This is a genomic window from Cedecea sp. P7760 (genome assembly GCF_013386425.1).
Classification (GTDB): domain Bacteria; phylum Pseudomonadota; class Gammaproteobacteria; order Enterobacterales; family Enterobacteriaceae; genus Cedecea; species Cedecea selenatireducens.
The window spans coordinates 22,378-41,538 of the sequence record NZ_JACARU010000015.1 but is presented as its reverse complement, the minus strand read 5'-3'; the positions used below and the strand labels follow the sequence as shown (position 1 = coordinate 41,538).

General features: G+C 55.0%; 16 protein-coding genes. 7 read left to right on the top strand and 9 right to left on the bottom strand.

Annotated features, from left to right (window positions below):
• Window positions 1-222 precede the first annotated feature (222 nt).
• Window positions 223-1,347 (bottom strand): cell division protein ZapE, encoded by a 1,125-nt coding sequence (gene zapE, locus HX778_RS05700; protein WP_176981499.1) that lies wholly within the window; start codon window positions 1,345-1,347, stop codon window positions 223-225.
• A gap of 175 nt (window positions 1,348-1,522) precedes the next feature.
• Between zapE and zapG the strand changes: the two genes are divergently transcribed.
• From zapG to degS, 3 genes are all read left to right on the top strand, one after another.
• On the top strand, window positions 1,523-1,921 hold the full coding sequence (zapG, locus tag HX778_RS05695; protein WP_008454880.1) for a Z-ring associated protein ZapG: 399 nt from the start codon (window positions 1,523-1,525) through the stop codon (window positions 1,919-1,921).
• Window positions 1,922-2,099: 178 nt separating this feature from the next.
• Complete coding sequence (gene degQ / locus HX778_RS05690) at window positions 2,100-3,470, top strand: serine endoprotease DegQ (RefSeq protein ID WP_176981498.1); 1,371 nt, start codon at window positions 2,100-2,102, stop codon at window positions 3,468-3,470.
• Between the two features lie 88 nt (window positions 3,471-3,558).
• The gene (gene degS, locus HX778_RS05685) at window positions 3,559-4,626 is read left to right on the top strand and encodes an outer membrane-stress sensor serine endopeptidase DegS (protein ID WP_038478373.1); all 1,068 of its coding nucleotides are present in this window, start codon (window positions 3,559-3,561) and stop codon (window positions 4,624-4,626) included.
• A gap of 56 nt (window positions 4,627-4,682) precedes the next feature.
• On the opposite strand, the gene mdh is transcribed toward degS, so the two are convergent.
• Window positions 4,683-5,618, bottom strand: coding sequence for a malate dehydrogenase (mdh, locus tag HX778_RS05680; RefSeq protein WP_008454883.1), 936 nt, complete (start codon window positions 5,616-5,618; stop codon window positions 4,683-4,685).
• 484 nt (window positions 5,619-6,102) lie between these two features.
• Here mdh and argR point away from each other — a divergent pair, with 484 nt between their 5' ends.
• From argR to yhcN (HX778_RS05665), 3 genes are all read left to right on the top strand, one after another.
• The gene (gene argR / locus HX778_RS05675) at window positions 6,103-6,573 is read left to right on the top strand and encodes a transcriptional regulator ArgR (RefSeq protein ID WP_038478370.1); all 471 of its coding nucleotides are present in this window, start codon (window positions 6,103-6,105) and stop codon (window positions 6,571-6,573) included.
• A gap of 374 nt (window positions 6,574-6,947) precedes the next feature.
• Window positions 6,948-7,211 carry a peroxide/acid stress response protein YhcN gene (yhcN, locus tag HX778_RS05670; protein WP_176981497.1) on the top strand — a complete coding sequence of 88 codons (264 nt, stop codon included), beginning with the start codon at window positions 6,948-6,950 and terminating at the stop codon, window positions 7,209-7,211.
• Window positions 7,212-7,335: 124 nt separating this feature from the next.
• Window positions 7,336-7,602 carry a peroxide/acid stress response protein YhcN gene (gene yhcN, locus HX778_RS05665; protein WP_038478364.1) on the top strand — a complete coding sequence of 89 codons (267 nt, stop codon included), beginning with the start codon at window positions 7,336-7,338 and terminating at the stop codon, window positions 7,600-7,602.
• A 71-nt stretch (window positions 7,603-7,673) separates the two neighbouring features.
• Here yhcN (HX778_RS05665) and HX778_RS05660 read toward each other — a convergent pair whose 3' ends face one another.
• The 5 genes from HX778_RS05660 to aaeX form a co-directional block, all read right to left on the bottom strand.
• The gene (locus HX778_RS05660) at window positions 7,674-7,946 is read right to left on the bottom strand and encodes a barstar family protein (RefSeq protein ID WP_038478361.1); all 273 of its coding nucleotides are present in this window, start codon (window positions 7,944-7,946) and stop codon (window positions 7,674-7,676) included.
• Between the two features lie 36 nt (window positions 7,947-7,982).
• Entirely contained in the window at window positions 7,983-9,437 is a 1,455-nt protein-coding gene (locus HX778_RS05655) for an NAD-dependent succinate-semialdehyde dehydrogenase (protein WP_176981496.1), read from the bottom strand.
• A gap of 98 nt (window positions 9,438-9,535) precedes the next feature.
• Window positions 9,536-11,497, bottom strand: a complete 1,962-nt coding sequence (gene aaeB, locus HX778_RS05650) for a p-hydroxybenzoic acid efflux pump subunit AaeB (RefSeq protein ID WP_176981495.1) — start codon at window positions 11,495-11,497, stop codon at window positions 9,536-9,538.
• Window positions 11,498-11,507: 10 nt separating this feature from the next.
• Window positions 11,508-12,440 (bottom strand): p-hydroxybenzoic acid efflux pump subunit AaeA, encoded by a 933-nt coding sequence (gene aaeA / locus HX778_RS05645; protein WP_038478352.1) that lies wholly within the window; start codon window positions 12,438-12,440, stop codon window positions 11,508-11,510.
• 7 nt (window positions 12,441-12,447) lie between these two features.
• A complete protein-coding gene (gene aaeX / locus HX778_RS05640) occupies window positions 12,448-12,651 on the bottom strand; it encodes a p-hydroxybenzoic acid efflux pump operon protein AaeX (protein ID WP_008454892.1) in 204 nt (67 codons plus the stop codon).
• A gap of 177 nt (window positions 12,652-12,828) precedes the next feature.
• On the opposite strand from aaeX, the gene aaeR reads away from it, so the two are divergent.
• Window positions 12,829-13,764: an HTH-type transcriptional activator AaeR gene (aaeR, locus tag HX778_RS05635; protein ID WP_038478349.1), complete on the top strand. Its 936-nt coding sequence runs from the start codon at window positions 12,829-12,831 to the stop codon at window positions 13,762-13,764.
• Window positions 13,765-13,782: 18 nt separating this feature from the next.
• Here aaeR and tldD read toward each other — a convergent pair whose 3' ends face one another.
• The gene (gene tldD / locus HX778_RS05630) at window positions 13,783-15,228 is read right to left on the bottom strand and encodes a metalloprotease TldD (RefSeq protein WP_038478346.1); all 1,446 of its coding nucleotides are present in this window, start codon (window positions 15,226-15,228) and stop codon (window positions 13,783-13,785) included.
• An 86-nt stretch (window positions 15,229-15,314) separates the two neighbouring features.
• Window positions 15,315-19,127: an AsmA2 domain-containing protein YhdP gene (gene yhdP / locus HX778_RS05625; RefSeq protein ID WP_176981494.1), complete on the bottom strand. Its 3,813-nt coding sequence runs from the start codon at window positions 19,125-19,127 to the stop codon at window positions 15,315-15,317.
• Window positions 19,128-19,161: the final 34 nt, after the last annotated feature.

The window sequence follows — 19,161 nt, the reverse complement described above, 5'->3', positions numbered from 1 at the left end:
GCTTACCCAATATATAGTTACACGTTGGTGAACACCCAAACGTTTAAAATCAGTTGAGGTTCACGCGACATTGTCCAGCAAACCTACCCCTTCGAATAGCCTATGCCGGCACGACAAAAGTTTTGGGAAAAAAACTTTGGTTGTAACGTGGGGTCGCAAGATTATAGAGAAGTCGCCCTCAAAGATCGACCACAATTTGTCGTTGATATCACATATTCATCTTTAGGGCAGATGAGCGCGGCGCAAATACTCTTCACTTTGCATTTCCTGCAGCCTGGAAAGGCAGCGCTGGAACTCAAATTTCAGCCTTTCCCCTTGATAAATATTGAATAGCTCAGTCTCTGCAGACACAACCAGCTTCACGTGACGCTCGTAGAATTCGTCCACCAAAGCGATAAAGCGGCGTGCCTCGCTTTCCATCAGCGGGGTCATCACCGGCACATTAAACAGCATGACGGTATGAAACTGACGAGAAAGCGCGATGTAATCATGCTGGCTGCGGGCATCCACGCACAGCGTGGTAAAGTCGGCCGCCAGCGTCTGATTAGCCATGCCGAGCGTCGCCAGAGGACGGTGATTAATCTCCAGCACCGGGCCGCCCTCACGTTTAGCGCCCGCAAGCGCCGTATAAAGCTTCTCCATCTGCTGAGCAGACTCATCGTTAAGCGGCGAAAGCCAGAGATGCGCCTGGGTCAATGTCCTCAGACGATAGTCAATCCCGGCATCGACGTTCATCACATCGCAATAGCGTTTAATCGCTTCGATAGCCGGTAAGAAACGTGCGCGCTGGAGCCCATTGCGATACAAATCATCCGGCGGAATGTTCGACGTTGCCACCAGCGTGATACCGCGAGCAAAAAGCGCTTTCATTAATGTGCCAAGCAGCATCGCATCGGTGATGTCGGAGACAAAAAACTCATCAAAGCACAGCACGTCCGCCTCAGCTTTAAAACCGTCGGCAATAATTTCCAGCGGATCGGTGTGTCCCTGCTGCTGCGCCAGCTCCTCATGAACCCTAAGCATAAAACGGTGGAAGTGCAGCCGAAGCTTACGTTCTCCCGGCAGGCTCTGAAAAAACATATCCATCAGCCAGGTTTTACCACGCCCCACGCCTCCCCACATATACAGGCCACGCGCGGGATCCTGCTCAGCCTGGGCCTCTTTTTTACCAAATAACTTGCCAAATGTACTCAGCAAACCGCCTGAAGACACCGGCGTTGGCGCAGCGGACAGCGCATGCCAGATAGCGTCCAGGCGCATAATCGCTTCGCGCTGTACTTCATCAGGTTGGAAGCTGCCTTCTGCCAGGGCCTGCTGGTAGCGCGATGCAGGAGAGAGATTTTGCATGGTATTTTATCTTCCCTTTATAATCGGATAGCCGTTCACTGCCATTTTCGAGCAGGTTGTCGAAAAAAAGGCCGTTCTACCCTAAGCGATGCTGCGTCAGGATTCCACTTCTCTTCGGTTAACGGTTATAGTGGCTACATTACCCTACGGAATCACAAGATAACGGGAGAAGTTCATGACTTGGGAATATGCGCTTATTGGGTTAGTGGTGGGCCTTATTATCGGCGCCGTAGCCATGCGTTTCGGCAACCGTAAGCTGCGCCAGCAGCAAGCTCTGCAGTATGAGCTGGAAAAGAACAAAGCGGAGCTTGAAGAGTACCGCGAAGAGTTAGTCAGCCACTTTGCCCGCAGCGCCGAGCTGCTGGACAACATGGCGCACGATTATCGTCAGCTTTATCAGCACATGGCAAAAAGCTCCAGCAGCCTGCTGCCGGAAATGACGGCGGAAGCCAATCCGTTCCGCAACCGTCTCGCCGAATCCGAAGCCGGTAACGATCAGGCTCCGGTTCAGATGCCGCGTGACTATTCAGACGGTGCTTCCGGCCTGCTTCGCGCTGGTGCAAAACGCGATTAATCCCTGTTTCAGATTTTTTCCGGGGCACGGTTCATGTGCCCCCCATCCTTCCCTGACCCAGCTATCATTTAATTGTCTTTTGCTTCCCTATTACGCCATTGTGAGTCGATTGATATTTCAATAACATCGATTGCGTTAGTGGGTATTCCTTTTTCCAGGTGACGAGAGCCAGCATCCAATGAAGAAACAAACACGGCTGTGGAGTGCATTAGCGTTAAGCGTCGGTCTGACGCTCGGCGTATCCCCTCTGGCGAACGCGTCACTGCCTTCCCAGGTTCCAGGCCAGCCGGCGTTGCCGAGCCTTGCGCCGATGCTGGAAAAAGTGCTGCCGGCGGTTGTCAGCGTAAGGGTAGAAGGTACCGCTTCGGCCTCAGCCCAGAAGGTGCCGGAAGAGTTCAAGAAATTCTACGGGGATGATGCCCCCTCCGACACGCCACAGCAGTTCGAAGGCTTAGGTTCCGGCGTCATCATTAACGCCGCTAAAGGCTATGTCCTGACCAATAACCACGTGATCAACCAGGCCCAAAAAATCAGCGTGCAGCTGAACGACGGGCGTGAGTTTGATGCCAAACTTATCGGCGGAGACGATCAGAGCGACATTGCGCTGATTCAACTGCAGAATGCTTCAGGGCTGACCGAAATCAAAGTTGCCGACTCTGACAAGCTCAAAGTGGGCGACTTTGCCGTTGCGGTAGGAAACCCCTTTGGCCTGGGCCAAACAGCCACCTCCGGTATTGTTTCTGCGCTGGGCCGCAGCGGGCTCAATCTCGAAGGCCTGGAGAACTTTATTCAGACCGACGCCTCAATCAACCGCGGAAACTCCGGCGGCGCGCTGCTGAACCTGAACGGTGAACTGATTGGCATTAACACCGCTATTCTTGCCCCAAGCGGCGGCAGCGTAGGGATTGGTTTCGCCATCCCCAGCAATATGGCGCAAACCCTCGCCAAACAGCTGATGGAGTTTGGTGAAATCAAACGCGGCCTGCTGGGCATTAAAGGCATGGAGATGAACTCTGACATCGCCAAAGCCTTTAACCTTTCAACCCAGCGCGGCGCGTTTGTCAGTGAAGTGCTCCCGCAGTCAGGTTCAGCAAAAGCTGGCGTTAAAGCCGGCGATATCATCACCAGCCTGAACGGTAACCCGCTGAACAGTTTTGCCGAACTGAGGGCTAAAATCGCCACAACGGAGCCAGGCACCGTTGTTAAGCTGGGCCTGCTGCGAGACGGTAAGCCGCTGGAAGTTAGCGTGACGCTGGATAAGAGCACCGCCTCTTCGGCCAGCGCTGAAATGATCCTGCCTGCGCTGCAAGGGGCCACCCTTAGCGATGGGCAGCTGAAAGACGGCGGCAAAGGCATTCATCTGGATAACGTGGATAAAGGCACGCCCGCCGCTCAGGTTGGCCTGCATAAAGACGATGTAATTATCGGCATTAACCGCGAGCGTATCCATACCATCGCCGAAATGCGTAAAGTGCTTGAAGCCAAACCCGCGGTCATTGCGCTGCATGTTGTTCGCGGCGAACAGAGCCTCTATTTGCTGTTGCGTTAACGGAAGCAGAGAAACGGACATCGTCTGTACGATGTCCGTTCAACTCATGCTATTCTGCGGTCGATCTCTCACTCATTAACTCAAACTCATGTTTCTAAAGATCTTACGTTCGGTGGTCATTGGGCTGATTGTTGCGGGGCTGCTGCTGCTCGCGATGCCGTCATTACGCAAAGCCATTGGTCCGCTTGCGCCTGCGCAATATGACAGCGCAGACGAAACGCCGATGAGCTTTAATCCGGCGGTACGTCGTGCTGCCCCGGCTGTGGTCAACGTGTACAACCGCAGCGTCGGCAATAACGGTCAGAACCAGCTCCAAATCAAGACACTCGGCTCTGGCGTTATCATGGATGGGCGGGGCTACATCATCACCAACAAGCACGTCATTAATGATGCAGAGCAGATCATCGTCGCTCTCCAGGATGGACGGGTATTTGAAGCACTGCTCATTGGCTCCGATAGCCTGACCGACCTCGCGGTGCTGAAAATCAACGCCACCAACCTGCCGATTATTCCTATTAATGGCAAACGTCAGCCGCATATTGGCGATGTCGTGATGGCTATTGGTAATCCCTACAACCTCGGGCAGACGGTGACTCAGGGCATTATCAGCGCCACCGGCCGCATTGGCCTGAGCCCTTCGGGTCGCCAGTCGTTCTTACAGACCGATGCCTCCATTAACCGCGGTAACTCTGGCGGGGCGCTGGTGAACTCTCTGGGCGAGCTGATGGGCATCAACACGCTGTCGTTTGACAAGAGCAATGACGGCGAGACGCCGGAAGGGATTGGCTTTGCGATACCGACCCAGTTAGCGACCAAGATAATGGATAAGCTGATCCGCGATGGCCGGGTGATTCGTGGCTACATCGGTATTGGCGGCAGAGAAATTACCCCGCTGCACGGTCCATCAACCGGCATCGATCAGCTGCAGGGGATTATCGTCAATGCGGTATCACCGGACGGTCCGGCCGCACTCGCGGGCATTCAGGTGAATGACGTGATTATTTCGGTAAACCACAAGCCTGCCGTCTCCGCGCTGGAAACGATGGACCAGGTGGCGGAAATTCGTCCAGGCTCCGTGATTCCGGTAGAAGTCATGCGTGAAGATAAAAAGCTCACGCTGCAGGTCACGGTCCAGGAATACCCCGCCGGTGGCTAAACGGCAGGCATAAAAAAACCGGAACCTGAGTTCCGGTTTTTTTTATCCAGGGGCGGTTACTTAACGAACTCTTCGCCCAGTTGGATATCTTTCTTCAGGGTATCCAGCATGCCTTCCATCGCGTTTTTCTCAAACGCGCTGAGGGTGCCGATAGCTTTACGCTCAACGATACCGTTTTTACCCAACAGCAGCGGCTGAGAGAAGAAACGTGCGTGCTCGCCGTCACCTTCAACGTAAGCGCATTCAACAACGTTGCTTTCGCCCTTAAGAGCGCGAACCAGAGACAGGCCAAAACGAGCCGCAGCCTGGCCCATAGACAGCGTTGCAGACCCGCCGCCGGCTTTCGCTTCAACCACTTCGGTACCCGCATTCTGGATGCGTTTAGTCAGGTCAGCAACTTCCTGCTCGGTGAAGCTCACGCCAGGGATCTGGGACAGCAGCGGCAGAATGGTCACGCCAGAGTGGCCGCCAATAACCGGCACTTCGATATCCGTAGGCTGTTTGCCTTTCAGCTCGGCAACAAAGGTGTTGGAGCGGATGATATCCAGCGTCGTGACGCCGAACAGTTTGTTCTTATCGTAGACACCCGCTTTTTTCAGCACTTCTGCTGCAATAGCAACGGTGGTGTTAACCGGGTTAGTGATAATACCGATGCAGGCTTTAGGTGCGGTTTTCGCAACTTGCTCGATCAGGTTCTTCACGATGCCGGCATTCACGTTGAACAGGTCGGAGCGATCCATACCTGGTTTACGCGCTACGCCCGCGGAGATAAGCACCACGTCTGCGCCAACCAGCGCCGGGGTTGCATCTTCGCCGGAGAAACCTTTGATTTTCACGTCAGTCGGGATATGACTCAGATCCACCGCAACCCCTGGGGTTACTGGCGCAATGTCATACAGAGAGAGTTCTGAGCCTGAAGGCAGTTGGGTCTTAAGTAGAAGGGCAAGCGCCTGGCCGATACCGCCAGCTGCGCCGAGGACTGCAACTTTCATCCTAAACTCCTTATTATGGTTAGCAAAATCGTGCCGTAACTCCATGCGGTGGCGACCATAATCCAGAGAGGAGATAATTACAATCTTCCCGCCGCCAGATTGCGAGATAAAGCAATACTCGACCGCGTTGCTGCATTTACTCGCCGGGAGGAACGACGCCATAGCGCCCGGTCACGACCTGATGTGGTTACATCAACGGCGGTTACATTACCCCTCTGCGCACACCAAAACAACATCATTTTGATAACATTTAATTTACTTTGAGGCTTATTTGCGAGTCGTGACGCAAGCATGTTCGCCGATAACGAAATTTGATAAAATCGCCCGCTTTCATAACATTATTTCAGGCTGTTTTCCGCCAGATGCTTCTCCCACCTTTTTCAGGCAACCGTAAATCCGGGCCTTGAAGGAAGATGAACAATTTGCATAATAATTCATTTAAATGCATAATAATGTTATCTCTTTTACCCAGGATAGGTTATTTATGCGTAACTCCTCAAAACAAGAAGAATTAGTAAAGGCTTTCAAAGCATTACTTAAAGAAGAGAAATTCAGCTCACAGGGTGAGATAGTCCAGGCGTTACAAAACGAAGGCTTTGAAAACATCAACCAGTCCAAGGTTTCCCGCATGCTGACCAAATTCGGCGCGGTAAGAACTCGTAATGCAAAAATGGAAATGGTCTACTGCCTTCCGGCCGAGCTGGGCGTGCCAACCACCTCCAGCCCGCTAAAAAACCTGGTACTGGACATCGACTACAATGATGCGGTCGTGGTCATTCACACAAGTCCAGGCGCGGCTCAGCTCATCGCTCGCCTGTTGGACTCTCTGGGTAAAGCAGAAGGTATTCTTGGCACCATCGCCGGGGACGACACTATCTTCACCACTCCTGCCAGCGACTTCACCGTTAAAGAGCTTTACGAAGCCATTCTGGTACTGTTCGAACAAGAGCTTTAATTCCTCATCTTCTCTCACCCGTCATACCTTATGGCGGGTGCGCTCCCCCAAATTCGGTAATCTTCCGCTAACAAACCTCAATCCAGCGTATGGAATGGCTTCAATAACATTCTATAGGGCATTGTTCTGTGTGCTACCGCACAAATAGTTAAATTCACCCATATATATGATTTTACTTATATTTAACAAAAACGGCGTGATAAAAACGTCTTTTTTATAACTCATAGTAATAAAAAATCGTCCCATTAATTTAAAGTTGCATAGGCAACAATTAGCAGGGTATTAATTTTTTCCGTAACTAGTGTATACTTAGTTTCGTGATGAGGGTCACAGAACGATGGCCCAACCAAAAGAATACGACGAGGAAAGAAATCATGAACATGAAAGCAACTTTAGTTACCGCCAGCCTGCTCTCCGCCCTGTCATTCGGCGTTTTCGCCGCTGACTCTATCAACGCTCAGCAGGCGCAAGACCGCCAGTCACTGGGGACCGTTTCGGTCGATGACATCGGCAGTTCTCCAATGGATATGCACGAAATGCTGAACCAGAAAGCTGAACAAAACGGCGCTACTGCTTACCGCGTTATCGAAGCTCGCACCGGCGGACACTGGCATGCAACGGCTGAACTGTACAAATAATCGTTCTTAGCCATAAGCCAGTTGAATAGATGTCGTTAGAAACGTTATGCCTCGGCGGCCCTAAGTAGAATAAATGCCAGTAAGCCCTTCCGGCCGCCACGTTAAACCTTCAGGAGTAAAGACTATGAAAACCAAATTAACTATCGCCGCACTGAGCCTGTTGTCCGTTATCTCTTTAGGCGCTAACGCCGCAGCTCACCAGGTCAACAATGAACAAGCTCAGGGTATGCAGTCCATGGGCTCTATTTCAGTCAGCCAGGTTGGCAGCGCGCCAATGGATATGCGTCAAGAATTGTCCCAGAAAGCCACTGAACAAGGTGCCTCTGCTTACCGTATTACCGAAGCTCGTTCCGGCGATACCTGGCACGCAACAGCAGAGCTGTACAAATAAACCCTCGTCGTACTTGTCCTACGACCTTGCCCCCGATCGCTGGGGGCTTTTTTATGCCTGCGCCTTACGCATTAGCCGTGGATATTAAAGCGAAGCTGGCCCTCCAGCTCCTCTTCAGCCTCGTCAAACAGCAGGATGAGTGCGCCGAATCTGCGCCGTTTGCTCTCCGGTAAATGCGCAAACTCGATCTCGACGGGAAGCGGCAGCATTGACGCCGTGACCACTTCCCACAGGCTATCCAGGTCATGGACCTGCTCCTTACGCAAAGCGAGCTGCTCCGCAAACTGGCGATAGAAAGCAGGGTTGTCGTCGATGTGGCTAAAATCAAAAGTAAATTTTTTCATCGCTGCCGTCCTGACCCTTTAAAGCAAGCGGTGGGGCTAAAGCCCGCCAATGTGTAACGTTTTCACTTCCAGGAACTCTTCCAGCCCCAGCACGGAACCTTCACGCCCTAACCCGGACTCTTTCACCCCGCCGAATGGCCCAAGCTCCGTTGAGACGGCGCATTCATTTATTCCAACCATGCCGCTTTCCAGCGCCTGTGAGACGCGGAATACGCGCTGTAAGTTCTGGGTGTAGAAATAAGCCGCAAGCCCAAAGGGCGTATTGTTCGCCCGCTCGATAACTTCCTCTTCCGTTTTAAAGCTAAAGCAGGCCGCCAGCGGGCCAAACGTCTCTTCCTTAGCCAGCTTCATCTCGTCATTAGCGTCGATGATGACCGTAGGCTGCCAGAAGTTGCCGCCGAGCTGGTGAGGTTTGCCACCGACAAGCGTCTTACCACCTTTTGCCAGCGCGTCCTCCACGTGTTCACGCACCTTATCTACCGCGGACGACTCAATCAGCGGCCCCACGACAACGCCGTCTTCCAGGCCATTGCCCACCTTCAGTTTTTTGACCTCTTCCGCAAGCTTATTCACAAAGCTGTCGTACACGCCCTGCTGGATAAAGAAGCGGTTAACGCTGACGCAGACCTGGCCCGCATTGCGGAACTTGTTGGCAATGGCTCCCTTCACCGCCGCGTCGATATCGGCATCATCAAACACGATATAAGGCGCATTGCCCCCCAGCTCCATCGACACTTTCTTCATTGTTTCCGCAGCGTTACGCATCAGCGTTTTGCCCACCGCCGTTGAACCTGTGAAGGAGATTTTGCGCACCTGCTGGCTGGCCATAATGGCATCGCTGATTTCCTGCGTGTTCCCTGCCACCGCGTTAAGTACACCTTTCGGCACGCCTGCCAGCGTTGCCAGCTCCAGCAGCGCAAAGGCGGAAAGAGGCGTGTTATTGGCAGGTTTTATCACTCCGGTACAGCCCGCGGCCAGAGCGGGTCCGAGCTTGCGGGTCAGCATAGCCATGGGGAAATTCCACGGCGTGATCGCCGCCACAACGCCGACAGGTTCGCGCGTGGCCAGGATGCGAGAGCCAGACCTGGCCGGAGGAATAACTTCACCGTTCGCACGTTTGGCCTGTTCAGCAAACCACTGAATGAAGCTTGCCGCATAGTCGACTTCACCTTCGGCCTCTTTGAGCGGCTTTCCCTGCTCAAGAGTCATCAGCCGGGCGAGCCAGCTTTTGTTTTTCAGAATGAGTTCAAACCAGCGATAGAGGATTTCAGAGCGCTGTTTGGCGGTTTTCTCCCGCCAGGCGGGAAACGCTTTACTGGCGGCAGCAATCGCGGCTTCGGCTTCGTGTTTGCCTGCCTTCGCCACTTTAGCCACCACTTCTCCCGTCGCAGGATTCAGCACATCAAAGGTTTCACCGAGCGTGTGCCACTTGCCGTCTACCAGATATCCGGTTTTGAAGAGCTCACTTTGCTGGAGGGGTTCATTCATCATAATTTCTCCTGTTGTTAAGTGTTCATCCCAGTAACCGCAGTTAAGTATAGATAGAAAAAAGCCGACGCAGGCGTCGGCTCTCAGTGCAAGGGTTGGGCTCAGGCGTTAATTAGCGTGTGCCGATAGCGGTGCAAAATGTCCGCCAGCCGCTTCACCGGCTCGGTGACCTGCAGCGGAGCTTCCCACAGACGAAGCTTCTCTTGATAGATTTCAAGCTCGCCTAAAAGCCTTTGGTAATAGAGCTCTCGCTTATCATCGCTGTTAGCAGAAATAACTTTATCAGCCGTTTTACGCAGCTGTCGGTGGAAGGCAGAAAGATCGTCATTCACCGGGATAGGCGCATCCCGCAGGCGCTGATGAGCGATTATCAGGGTCAGCGCCAGGCGATAACGATCGATGTCGCCGGGGAACATATTCAGCAGTAAAAACAGCTGCTGATACAGCGCGGGCAGATGGTTCTCTTTGCGGCGAGCGTTATTGGTCGTCAGCGCCGAAACGGCAGCAGAGACAAACTGATTCAGCAGCGTACGGCCGGTTCGCTCTTTGGAATTATCGCGGATCAGCAGGATCACCATCATCGCCAGGAAGCAGCCGACGATCTGCCCCAGCGCGCTGTCCAGGAATGTACTGAAATGGAAAGTCATCGGGTTATCCAGCACGATGATGTTGATTGTCCCGGCCAACGCCCCCATTGAACCCAATCGCCGTTTTTGCACCTCAATCCCCATGAAGAAGCCGAGCAGGGCAAGGCTGACGCACAGCAACAGCATACTTTGCTGAGTCGACGGCAGAATAACCAGGAAGTAAAACGCCCCCAGCGGCAGCGCCACCAGCATGCCGTAAAGGAAGTCGAGCGAAACCATCCGCGGGTTAGGCAGGCGCATCGCCAGCGCGGTAACCACCGCAATCATCACCATGGCACCGCTGCCGGACGTCCAGCCGGTCCACAGCCAGAACAGACTTCCGAGCACGCACGAAATCGTCGTACGCCAGAAGTTAATCATCGCGTGGTGGCCTTCGGCGGATTCTACCTTCACCACAGCCTCGCCGTTCAGCACTTCCTCTTCAATCGCGCTGACCCGGGTATTACTGATAAAGCCTCGCTTCAGCAGCAGAAAACGGGTAGAGGCCGAAACCCAGGAGCCAATGGTAACCGGCGTGGCCTTTTCGCCCATCACGGAAATCGCCCTGCGCAACACCTTCATGCGCTTATAAACGTCGTCGGCGGTTTCCACTTCGGCGGCGAAAAGCTGTCGAAATTCCGGCGTGACGTATTCCGGTCGGGTGTTCTGAATGAGGAACGTTTCACAGGCCTGAGTGATCATCGTCAGCGAAAGCGTATTAATCGCTTTCAGGCGGCGATTGGCCTTCGACCAGCGGGCAGACTCCATATTCAGGTTGGCGCGCATTCCGTTGAGCGCGGTCACCTTACGCACCAGCCCGCTCCAGGCTTTATCGACCTCTTCTTTCTCTCCGTGGGCAATACAAAGCTGCATCAGGCGATACTGATCCACCAGCAGGTTGTCCAGCTCCCGATCTATCTCCTGCTTGATCGAGCGCGGCGAGAACAGCAGGTCAGCGACGATGGCACAGACAATCCCGATGACGATTTCGCTGCAGCGCTCAACGGCAAACTGCGGCGTAGTCAGCGGAGCAACCTGGATAGTGACCACGATAATCAGCGCGGTGTAGCCAGCGAGCCCCCAGGCGTAAGAGTTTTCGACGCGAACAAGCGAAGAGATCCAGGTGCAGAATCCGGCCCAGATACAGCACACCAGCAGCATAACGACCGGCGCACGGATCAGGGTAATGATGATAACCAGCGCGGCAGCACAGCCGATAAACGTCCCGATAATACGCAGCATCCCGCGGTAGCGTATCGCCCCGGAATAGGGCTCCCCGCCGGCGGCAAAGGCGGGCCCGGCTGCAACAATGGCGGCGGTCAGCACCGCCCAACGCGGTGTTTCCAGCTCAAAATGGAAGCCGACAAACACCGCCAGCACGATGGCAAAGGCGAGCTTTATCGCAAAGCGGAGGTGAAGCCTGGAAATGTTATACATAGCGGCCTGCTTAACCGAACTCGCGCAGGCGATGCATCAGCTTGATAAACGCCGAGTCATTTTCCGCTTTACGGTCTTTTTCACCGGTGACTACAACGGTCGCGGTAGTCCCGGCAGGATACAAATTCCCCATCTGTTCATCGAGGCGAATCCTGACCGGCACGCGCTGAGCAAGACGAACCCACTCGAGGTTAGAATCAACCGTCGCCATGCCTTTTGCATCGCTGGTACTGCTGGCGTTAGTCACCCCGGCAGAAATGCTGTCAACGCTGCCGCGCAGCACGCGGTTGCTGCCAAGCGGAGTAATCTGCACGCGATAGCCCGGGCGAATCCCCTCAAGCTTGGTCTCTTCCATGTAGGCAAGGATGTAGAATGAATTCTGTTTCACCAGCGCCACGGACGTCGCGCCACGATTAATAAACTCGCCGGTATGCACGTTAAGGTTAGTCACCCAGCCGTCAGCCGGGGCACGAATAACCGTGCGCTGCAGATCGAGTTTGGCCAGGTCACGCGTCGCCTGCGCTTTATCCAGCTGGTGCAACACGGTTTGCAGCAGGTTGTTCGACTGGTCAATCTCTTCGCGCGACATCGCCTGAATACCAAGCGTATTACGCCTGCCGGCTTCACGGCGTTTCTCTGATGCCAGCGCCTGATAATAGGCCACATCGGCTTCGGCCTGTTCGAGCGCTTTTTGATAGCGAGGCTGGTCGATGGTAAACAGCACCTGGTCTTTTTTCACCAATTGGTTGTCATGAACGTCAACGGTAGTGATAAGTCCGGACACGTCCGGCGCGATTGCGACGACGTCAGCGGTGAAACGCGCGTCACGCGTCCACGGGGATTCGGTATAAAACACCCACGCCCGGAAAATAGCGATGAAGGCCAGCAGCACCAGCAGAAGCGTGATAGCGGTACGGGTTATGTTTCTTGTTAGTATTTTCACATCAACCTCAAACGAACAAACGCGAAATCAGATAAAAAAGGCAGCAATAGAGCGCTGTATTGAATAATGCAGGGTGCCAGACAAAATCATAGATGCCGGTTGGGGTCAGCAGCCGACGCGCCAGCCAGAACGCGGCGAGCGACAGAATTAACTCGAAGAATATCGGCGGAAACGAAAGACCGAATATTACGATTACCGGAAATAGACTCATTTTGACCTTGATAAGATAATGCAGGCGATACATAACTCGACGACAAACCGCGACGGAAAGGCCAGAAAAGGCGGGCGAGCGTGCGGTATGAGTTATGTTAATAATAATATATTAACGTAACTGTTACCCTGTTATCTATAATATGTGATCTAAATCACTTTTCACTCAGAGTGAACAATGGAACGACTTAAACGCATGTCGGTGTTTGCCAAAGTGGTTGAACTTGGCTCCTACACCGCCGCCGCAAGGCAGCTACAAATGAGCGTCTCTTCCATCAGCCAGATCGTGTCCAAACTGGAAGATGAGCTGCAGGTGAAACTGCTCAACCGCAGCACCCGAAGCATCGGCCTGACCGAAGCGGGCAAAATCTATTATCAGGGCTGCCGCAAAATGCTGCACGAGGCGCAGGAAGTCCACGAGCAGCTCTACGCCTTTAACAACACGCCAATTGGCACGCTGCGCATCGGTAGCTCTTCAACTATGGCACAGAATGTCCTCGCCGACATGACGACCGAAATGCTGAGAGAGTACCCGGGCCTGACCGTAAATCTGGTGACGGGTATTCCCTTTCCCGACCTGATTGCCGACGGCCTGGACCTGGTGATTCGCGTAGGTGCTCTGCAGGATTCCAGCCTGTTTTCACGCAAACTGGGTTCGATGCCGATGGTGGTCTGCGCCTCGAAAAACTATCTGCAGCTTCACGGTACGCCGGAAAAGCCCGCCGATCTGGCGAACCATTCCTGGCTCGAATACAGCGTACGTCCGCACAATGAGTTTGAGCTTATCGCGCCGGAAGGAATTTCCACCAAAGTGATCCCGCATGGTCGCTTTGTCACCAACGATCCGATGACGTTAAGCCGCTGGCTTAAGGCCGGTGCCGGAGTCGGGTTTGCGCCGCTGATGTGGGTGATCGACGAGATCAACAGCGGAGAGTTGGAGATCCTGTTCCCTCGCTATCAGTCCGATCCACGCCCGGTTTACGCACTGTATACCGAGAAGGACAAACTGCCGCTGAAGGTGGAGGTCTGCATTAACTATCTGACGGATTATTTCGTGCGGGTGACGCAGCTTTTTCAGGGCGTGCGGGCGAGAAATGAAAACAGCCGGGGCTAGCCCGGCTGTCAGATGAACTTAAGCGGTACCGCCCACGGTCAGGTTATCGACCTTCAGGGTTGGCTGGCCGACGCCAACCGGCAGGCTTTGCCCTTCTTTACCGCAGACGCCAACGCCGTTATCCAGCGCCAGATCGTTACCGACCATCGAGATCTGCTGCATGGTTTCAATGCCGGAGCCAATCAGCGTGGCGCCTTTCACCGCCTTCGTGACCTTCCCTTTTTCAATCAGGTAGGCTTCGGAGGTGGAGAACACAAACTTGCCGGAGGTGATATCGACCTGGCCGCCGCCGAAGTTTGGCGCAAAAATACCGTAGTCCACGGACTCGATAATCTCCTGCGGGGTAGATTTACCCGCCAGCATGTAGGTATTGGTCATACGCGGCATAGGCAGGTGTGCATAAGACTCGCGGCGACCGTTGCCTGTCGGCGCAACGCCCATCAGCCGAGCGTTCAGCTTGTCCTGCATATAACCTTTAAGAATGCCGTTTTCGATCAGCACGTTGTACTGCCCCGGCACGCCTTCGTCATCAATGGAAACGGAACCACGGCGATTAGCCATCGTGCCGTCATCCACCACGGTACACAGTTCTGAAGCCACCAGTTGGCCCATCTGGCCGCTGAAGACCGAGGTGCCACGGCGGTTAAAGTCGCCTTCCAGGCCGTGACCGACCGCTTCGTGCAGCAGGACGCCAGGCCAGCCTGCGCCCAGCACCACCGGCAGCATGCCGGCAGGAGCCGCCACGGCCGACAGGTTAACCATTGCCATGCGTACAGCTTCTTTAGCCCAGGCATCAGCGCGAACTTCACCGTTCACGCTTTCCAGGAAATATTCATAGCCAAAACGACCGCCGCCGCCGCTTGCGCCGCGCTCGCGCTTGCCGTCTTCTTCAACCTGAACGCTAACAGACAGGCGCACGAGCGGGCGAACATCCGCCGCCAGCGTTCCGTCCGTAGCCGCCACCAGAATCAGCTCATAAACGCCCGTCAGGCTGGCGCTCACTTCCTGCACGCGAGCGTCTGCCGCGCGCGCGACGCTGTCCACGCGTCTCAGGATGTCGAGCTTCTCTTCACGCGTCATGCTGAGCAGCGGATCGGCGCTGGTATAAAGCGCGCTGTGCGGCACGTTACCCAGCGTGCGGGCACGCCCATCGCCCTGCTCGCGTACGATGCTGCGAGCCGCATGAGCGCTCTGCTCCAGCGCCAGCAAAGTAATTTGATCCGCGTAGGCAAACCCGGTTTTCTCGCCGCTAACCGCACGAACGCCAACGCCCTGATCGATATTCCATGAACCGTCTTTAATGATGCGGTCTTCCAGCACCCAGGATTCATGATAGCTGGACTGGAAATAGAGATCGCCGTAGTCGAGGCGGCGCTCGGACAGCTGGCCGAGGATGGAAAACAGATCTTGATGGGTTAAGCCATTCGCAGACAGCAACTGCTCACTTACCAGGTTAAGACTCATCGTTTCGCTACTCTTATTGCTTATCGCCCATTGGGCGAGGAATGGTTTATTAATGGAGCTTGCGGCAATTAACCGCTAACGTCAAATCAGTGAGCTTCACTGGTACGTGGCTGGCGCAGCACTTCATTAATTTGCGGTTTGTCGACCGGGCCGGTGATGCTGTAGCGCAGGACGGAAATTTTGCTCCACAGCGGGCCAAGCACTTTACTGGCCGCAAACACGGCGGCACCGACTATAGGGTTAACGGCAAAGGCGGCGGCAACCCCGACGGTGGCGGAGATTTCAGGCGCAACTACCGCCTCCATATTCAGCTCGCGGCGGACTAAATCCACCGAGCCTTTCATGGCGATATCCGCCTCTAACCCATCCACCAGCGTATCGTCAGTATGCAATACGCCGTCTTTTATCCAGGCCGTGCTGCGAATAGAGTCGTAATAGAAGCCGCTGCCAAAGGTGTCGCTAAAGTCGAAGCGCAGCTTGCGGAGCAGGGCGTCAAAACTGACCAGACGCAGGAGCTGGCCCGCATGGCCGGTGCTGACGTCGGTGATCTCGCCTTTACCCAGCCTGGTATGCAGAATGCCGTTAAGCGAAGCCTCATCAGGTTTCCACGGCACCGCTCGCCAGTGCAGGTCGTAATCAACGTCGAAAGAAGAGCCCTGCAGCGGTGTTTTCACGCCAAAGAAGTTGGCCGCAGCGTCCAGCTTGTCACCCTTCAGCTTGCCCTTAAGCGAGGTGCGCTCGGTGCCCGGCTTATTCACCCACTCGCCGTCGGCGGTCAGGCGGGCAAACCCGGTATCCACCAGCCCGTTAGCCAGCTGCAGCGTATCGCAGTTGATCTTCACATCCCCTTCTATGCGGCCATATTTTTGCCCCCACAGCCAGCACTCAGCGCAGCGCAGCTGCATGTCTGGCCAGCCCCGGAAGCTAATTGCATCGCCGTTTTCCGGTACCTGAAGCGGGGCCGTGCCGTTAGCACCACCAGGGATTACGCTCCAGTTCGGGTTGAAGTAAAGGTATTTGATGGTGGCGAGCCACGGCGCGTTGTTTTTCATGCTCAGTGAGGCATTAATTTCACGCCCCTGAGCCTCCACCTGAGTGCCGTTCAGAACCGGACGAGAAACCAGGCTCAGGTTATGCCACTGCTGGCCCCCCAGCGTTAAGGCTGGCGTGCGCAGAGTTACGGCCGACGGGAATGCCGCCGAACCGCCTACGCTGTCTGCAGCCCCTTCGCTGAAGAGCGCCAGCCACTGGGCGCCATCCATCGCGGGCAGATCCAGCTCAACGCCCGGCTGCTCCGGAAGCGGAGGCACGGTTTTACTGTCGGTAGCCCAAATGGCCCGGTCCAGGGTTAGCTTTTTATTTAGCAGCCAGCGGCTGGAGAAGTGATTTAGCGCGCCCGCATTACCGGTGAGATTAAAGCTCTTCAGGTCACCCTTAACGGCAATATTCAGCGGCAGAGCTGTCCCGGCTTTTTTATCGACAGGAGCAGGTAAGTGACTGCTCACATTCTTCAGATCACCCGCCAGATTGACCTTGTAGCTGGCGCTGCCGTGATAAGGCAGCGTAATTCCCACATCGCCTTTCCACATCACGTTACCGCTAACCGCATCGTTGACCTGCTTCGGCAGAACGCCGGTTTTATTGGGCTGCCAGTCGCCGCTCAGGTTAACGCCAATCTGGTAGTCTTTATCACCGGTTTTGGTGTTGAAGTTCAGGCTTACCGGCTGATTAAACCAGCTGGCGCTCATCGCCTCACTCTGCAGGTCACCGTTGGTAAAGCTGAATTTACCGCTCAGATTATGCAGCGTACTGTCCAGCGGTTTGATAAGCAGCGTGTTGTTGTTCAGTCGAACGTCGCCTTTCGCCGTCGTCATTTCGCCGGTCAGCGGGATATCGAGATGTAAGCGAGCATTCACATCGCCGCCAATCTGGAGTTCATCGAGCGCGGCGGCAAGTGAATCCTCCAACGGCGTCTCTTTGAAATAAGGGCCTACCGCGCTGCCAGGCCCGTTGATGTCGGCATCAATCAGCAGCTTTTCTTTGGCGTAATCAGGAATGTTCGCCGTCAGGTTAGTGGCCGTTACGCCACCCAGCTTGACCTCGTTGCTGTTCATCCACAGCCCGTTATTGATGAAGTCGAGCGTGATATCGAGATTTTCCAGCGCCGGCCAGTCCGGCTGGAAGGCAAATTTGGCGTTGCGGAGCGGAACGTAAACCTCAAACTGGCCTTCGTTATGCTCGTAGGGGAACAGATGTGGGTTGCCGCCGTAGACCAGCGTGGCGTTGTCCGCCTGGCCGCCCTGAATCGCCGAGCTGAGGTAATCCGTCAGCTCTTTACCCATCAGGTTTTCCGGGAAATAACGCCAGGCGTCCGCGCCGTTATCGGTGCTGATCCCGGCTAAAATTCCCAGCCACGGATCGCCGCTGGCTGGCTGGAAGTAGCGGAAATCGCCGCGAGCCCAAACGGAGCGAGCCCTAACGTCAATGTTCTTGCCGTCTAACTGAAAGCCCTCGGCGTTTTTCTGCCAGGCGAGTGTGGCTGCCCCTTTTTCAATTTCAAGCGGCGCACGGAAGACGGTTTCGTACGGCATTTTAGCGTCGGTCATTACGCCGTTAAGCTGCCCGTTTGCGACGCTGCCGGTCACCGAGCCAGAGAAATGTTCCGCCCCAGGCAACAGCTTCCATTGCTTCCAGCTCACGTCATTCCATCGCGCCTGCATGCGGGTCTGCTCGGTTTGCTGGAGCGGAATATCCAGCGCCAGCACGTCGATGTGGCCCTGGGGCTGAAGCGAAGTCCAGATGTCACCAAACTGAGGCGAGATTTTAGCGGCGATCGGCAACAGGCCGTTGAAGCGAGCCAGTTCCATATTGCTGGCACGCACCCGGAGTTCGTCGCTGCGCTGGCTTTGTTTACCCCCCACGTCCTGCGGCGCTATCCAGGCCACGGAGAGCGAGCCTTTTGGCCAGGTCTGGTCATCCAGAGTAATGTTGGTGGAAGGAATAGAAAGCTGCCAGCTGGATTTCTCGCGGCTGACCTGCGCGGTAAGATTATCGACCGAAAGCGTATGCGTCACGCTGTCGGTTCCCGGCCAGCTTGCCCCGCCTTTTTTCAGCCAGACGCTGCCGCCGCTGATATCGCCTTCCTTCACGTCCATCCAGGCTTCGAGGCTAAAACGGGCGCTTTTCAGGTCAACATTGTCTTCCATCCAGCGGCCCAGCCAGGGCTTCACGTCCACGTCGTCAGCCTGCAGCCAGACCTTGCCGTTGTTCAGAATGCCGTTTTCATCCCGCAGATCCATGCGGACGTTGGCTACGCCGTGCTGGCCGTTGAAGCTGGATAAGCTCACCTGACCTTCCGCCCGATGCCGGTTTTTACCGTTGAGCCAGGTTAGCTGAGGAATCGAGAGTTCGGCACGCTGGCCGGAGAGCGTCAAAAAGCTAAGGGAGCTGTCGCGGAGATCGAAGTGATCGAACTGACGCAGGAAGAGATCGCTGATTTTATCCGCTTCCAGCGTACTATCACCGCCGTTCTGGCTGAGCGGCGTATTGGTGCGCATTTGCAGCTGGTAGAAGGTCAGATCGCGAAACTGCCAGCGGAAGTTAAGCAGGCTCTGCCAGACATCCAGCGCCAGAGTCACGCGTTTGATGCTCAACGTACCGCCGTCTTTGAGCCCGGCTTTAACATCACGCACGTCAAGCGTAGGGCCGAAATTCTCCCAGCTTGCCCGTAAATTGCTGACCTCAACCGGCACGCCGGTAGCCGCCTCAATCTTGTCCAGCAGCGCAGGCCGCCAGGCATCCAGGTGCGGCAAAACGAGCCGCAGGCCACTCACCAGCAGCGCGACGATAACAACCAGCGTTACGCCTGTGAGCAGCAGAATGCCGGGCAGTCGCCTCACCTTTCTCTCCTTGTCAGCCTTACGGGCAAAATGC

Coding starts and splice junctions, on each gene's coding strand:
- zapE (WP_176981499.1), bottom strand. CDS start 1,347: ATGCAAAATCTCTCTCCTGCATCGCGCTACCAGCAGGCCCTGGCAGAA.
- zapG (WP_008454880.1), top strand. CDS start 1,523: ATGACTTGGGAATATGCGCTTATTGGGTTAGTGGTGGGCCTTATTATC.
- degQ (WP_176981498.1), top strand. CDS start 2,100: ATGAAGAAACAAACACGGCTGTGGAGTGCATTAGCGTTAAGCGTCGGT.
- degS (WP_038478373.1), top strand. CDS start 3,559: ATGTTTCTAAAGATCTTACGTTCGGTGGTCATTGGGCTGATTGTTGCG.
- mdh (WP_008454883.1), bottom strand. CDS start 5,618: ATGAAAGTTGCAGTCCTCGGCGCAGCTGGCGGTATCGGCCAGGCGCTT.
- argR (WP_038478370.1), top strand. CDS start 6,103: ATGCGTAACTCCTCAAAACAAGAAGAATTAGTAAAGGCTTTCAAAGCA.
- yhcN (WP_176981497.1), top strand. CDS start 6,948: ATGAACATGAAAGCAACTTTAGTTACCGCCAGCCTGCTCTCCGCCCTG.
- yhcN (WP_038478364.1), top strand. CDS start 7,336: ATGAAAACCAAATTAACTATCGCCGCACTGAGCCTGTTGTCCGTTATC.
- HX778_RS05660 (WP_038478361.1), bottom strand. CDS start 7,946: ATGAAAAAATTTACTTTTGATTTTAGCCACATCGACGACAACCCTGCT.
- HX778_RS05655 (WP_176981496.1), bottom strand. CDS start 9,437: ATGATGAATGAACCCCTCCAGCAAAGTGAGCTCTTCAAAACCGGATAT.
- aaeB (WP_176981495.1), bottom strand. CDS start 11,497: ATGTATAACATTTCCAGGCTTCACCTCCGCTTTGCGATAAAGCTCGCC.
- aaeX (WP_008454892.1), bottom strand. CDS start 12,651: ATGAGTCTATTTCCGGTAATCGTAATATTCGGTCTTTCGTTTCCGCCG.
- aaeR (WP_038478349.1), top strand. CDS start 12,829: ATGGAACGACTTAAACGCATGTCGGTGTTTGCCAAAGTGGTTGAACTT.
- tldD (WP_038478346.1), bottom strand. CDS start 15,228: ATGAGTCTTAACCTGGTAAGTGAGCAGTTGCTGTCTGCGAATGGCTTA.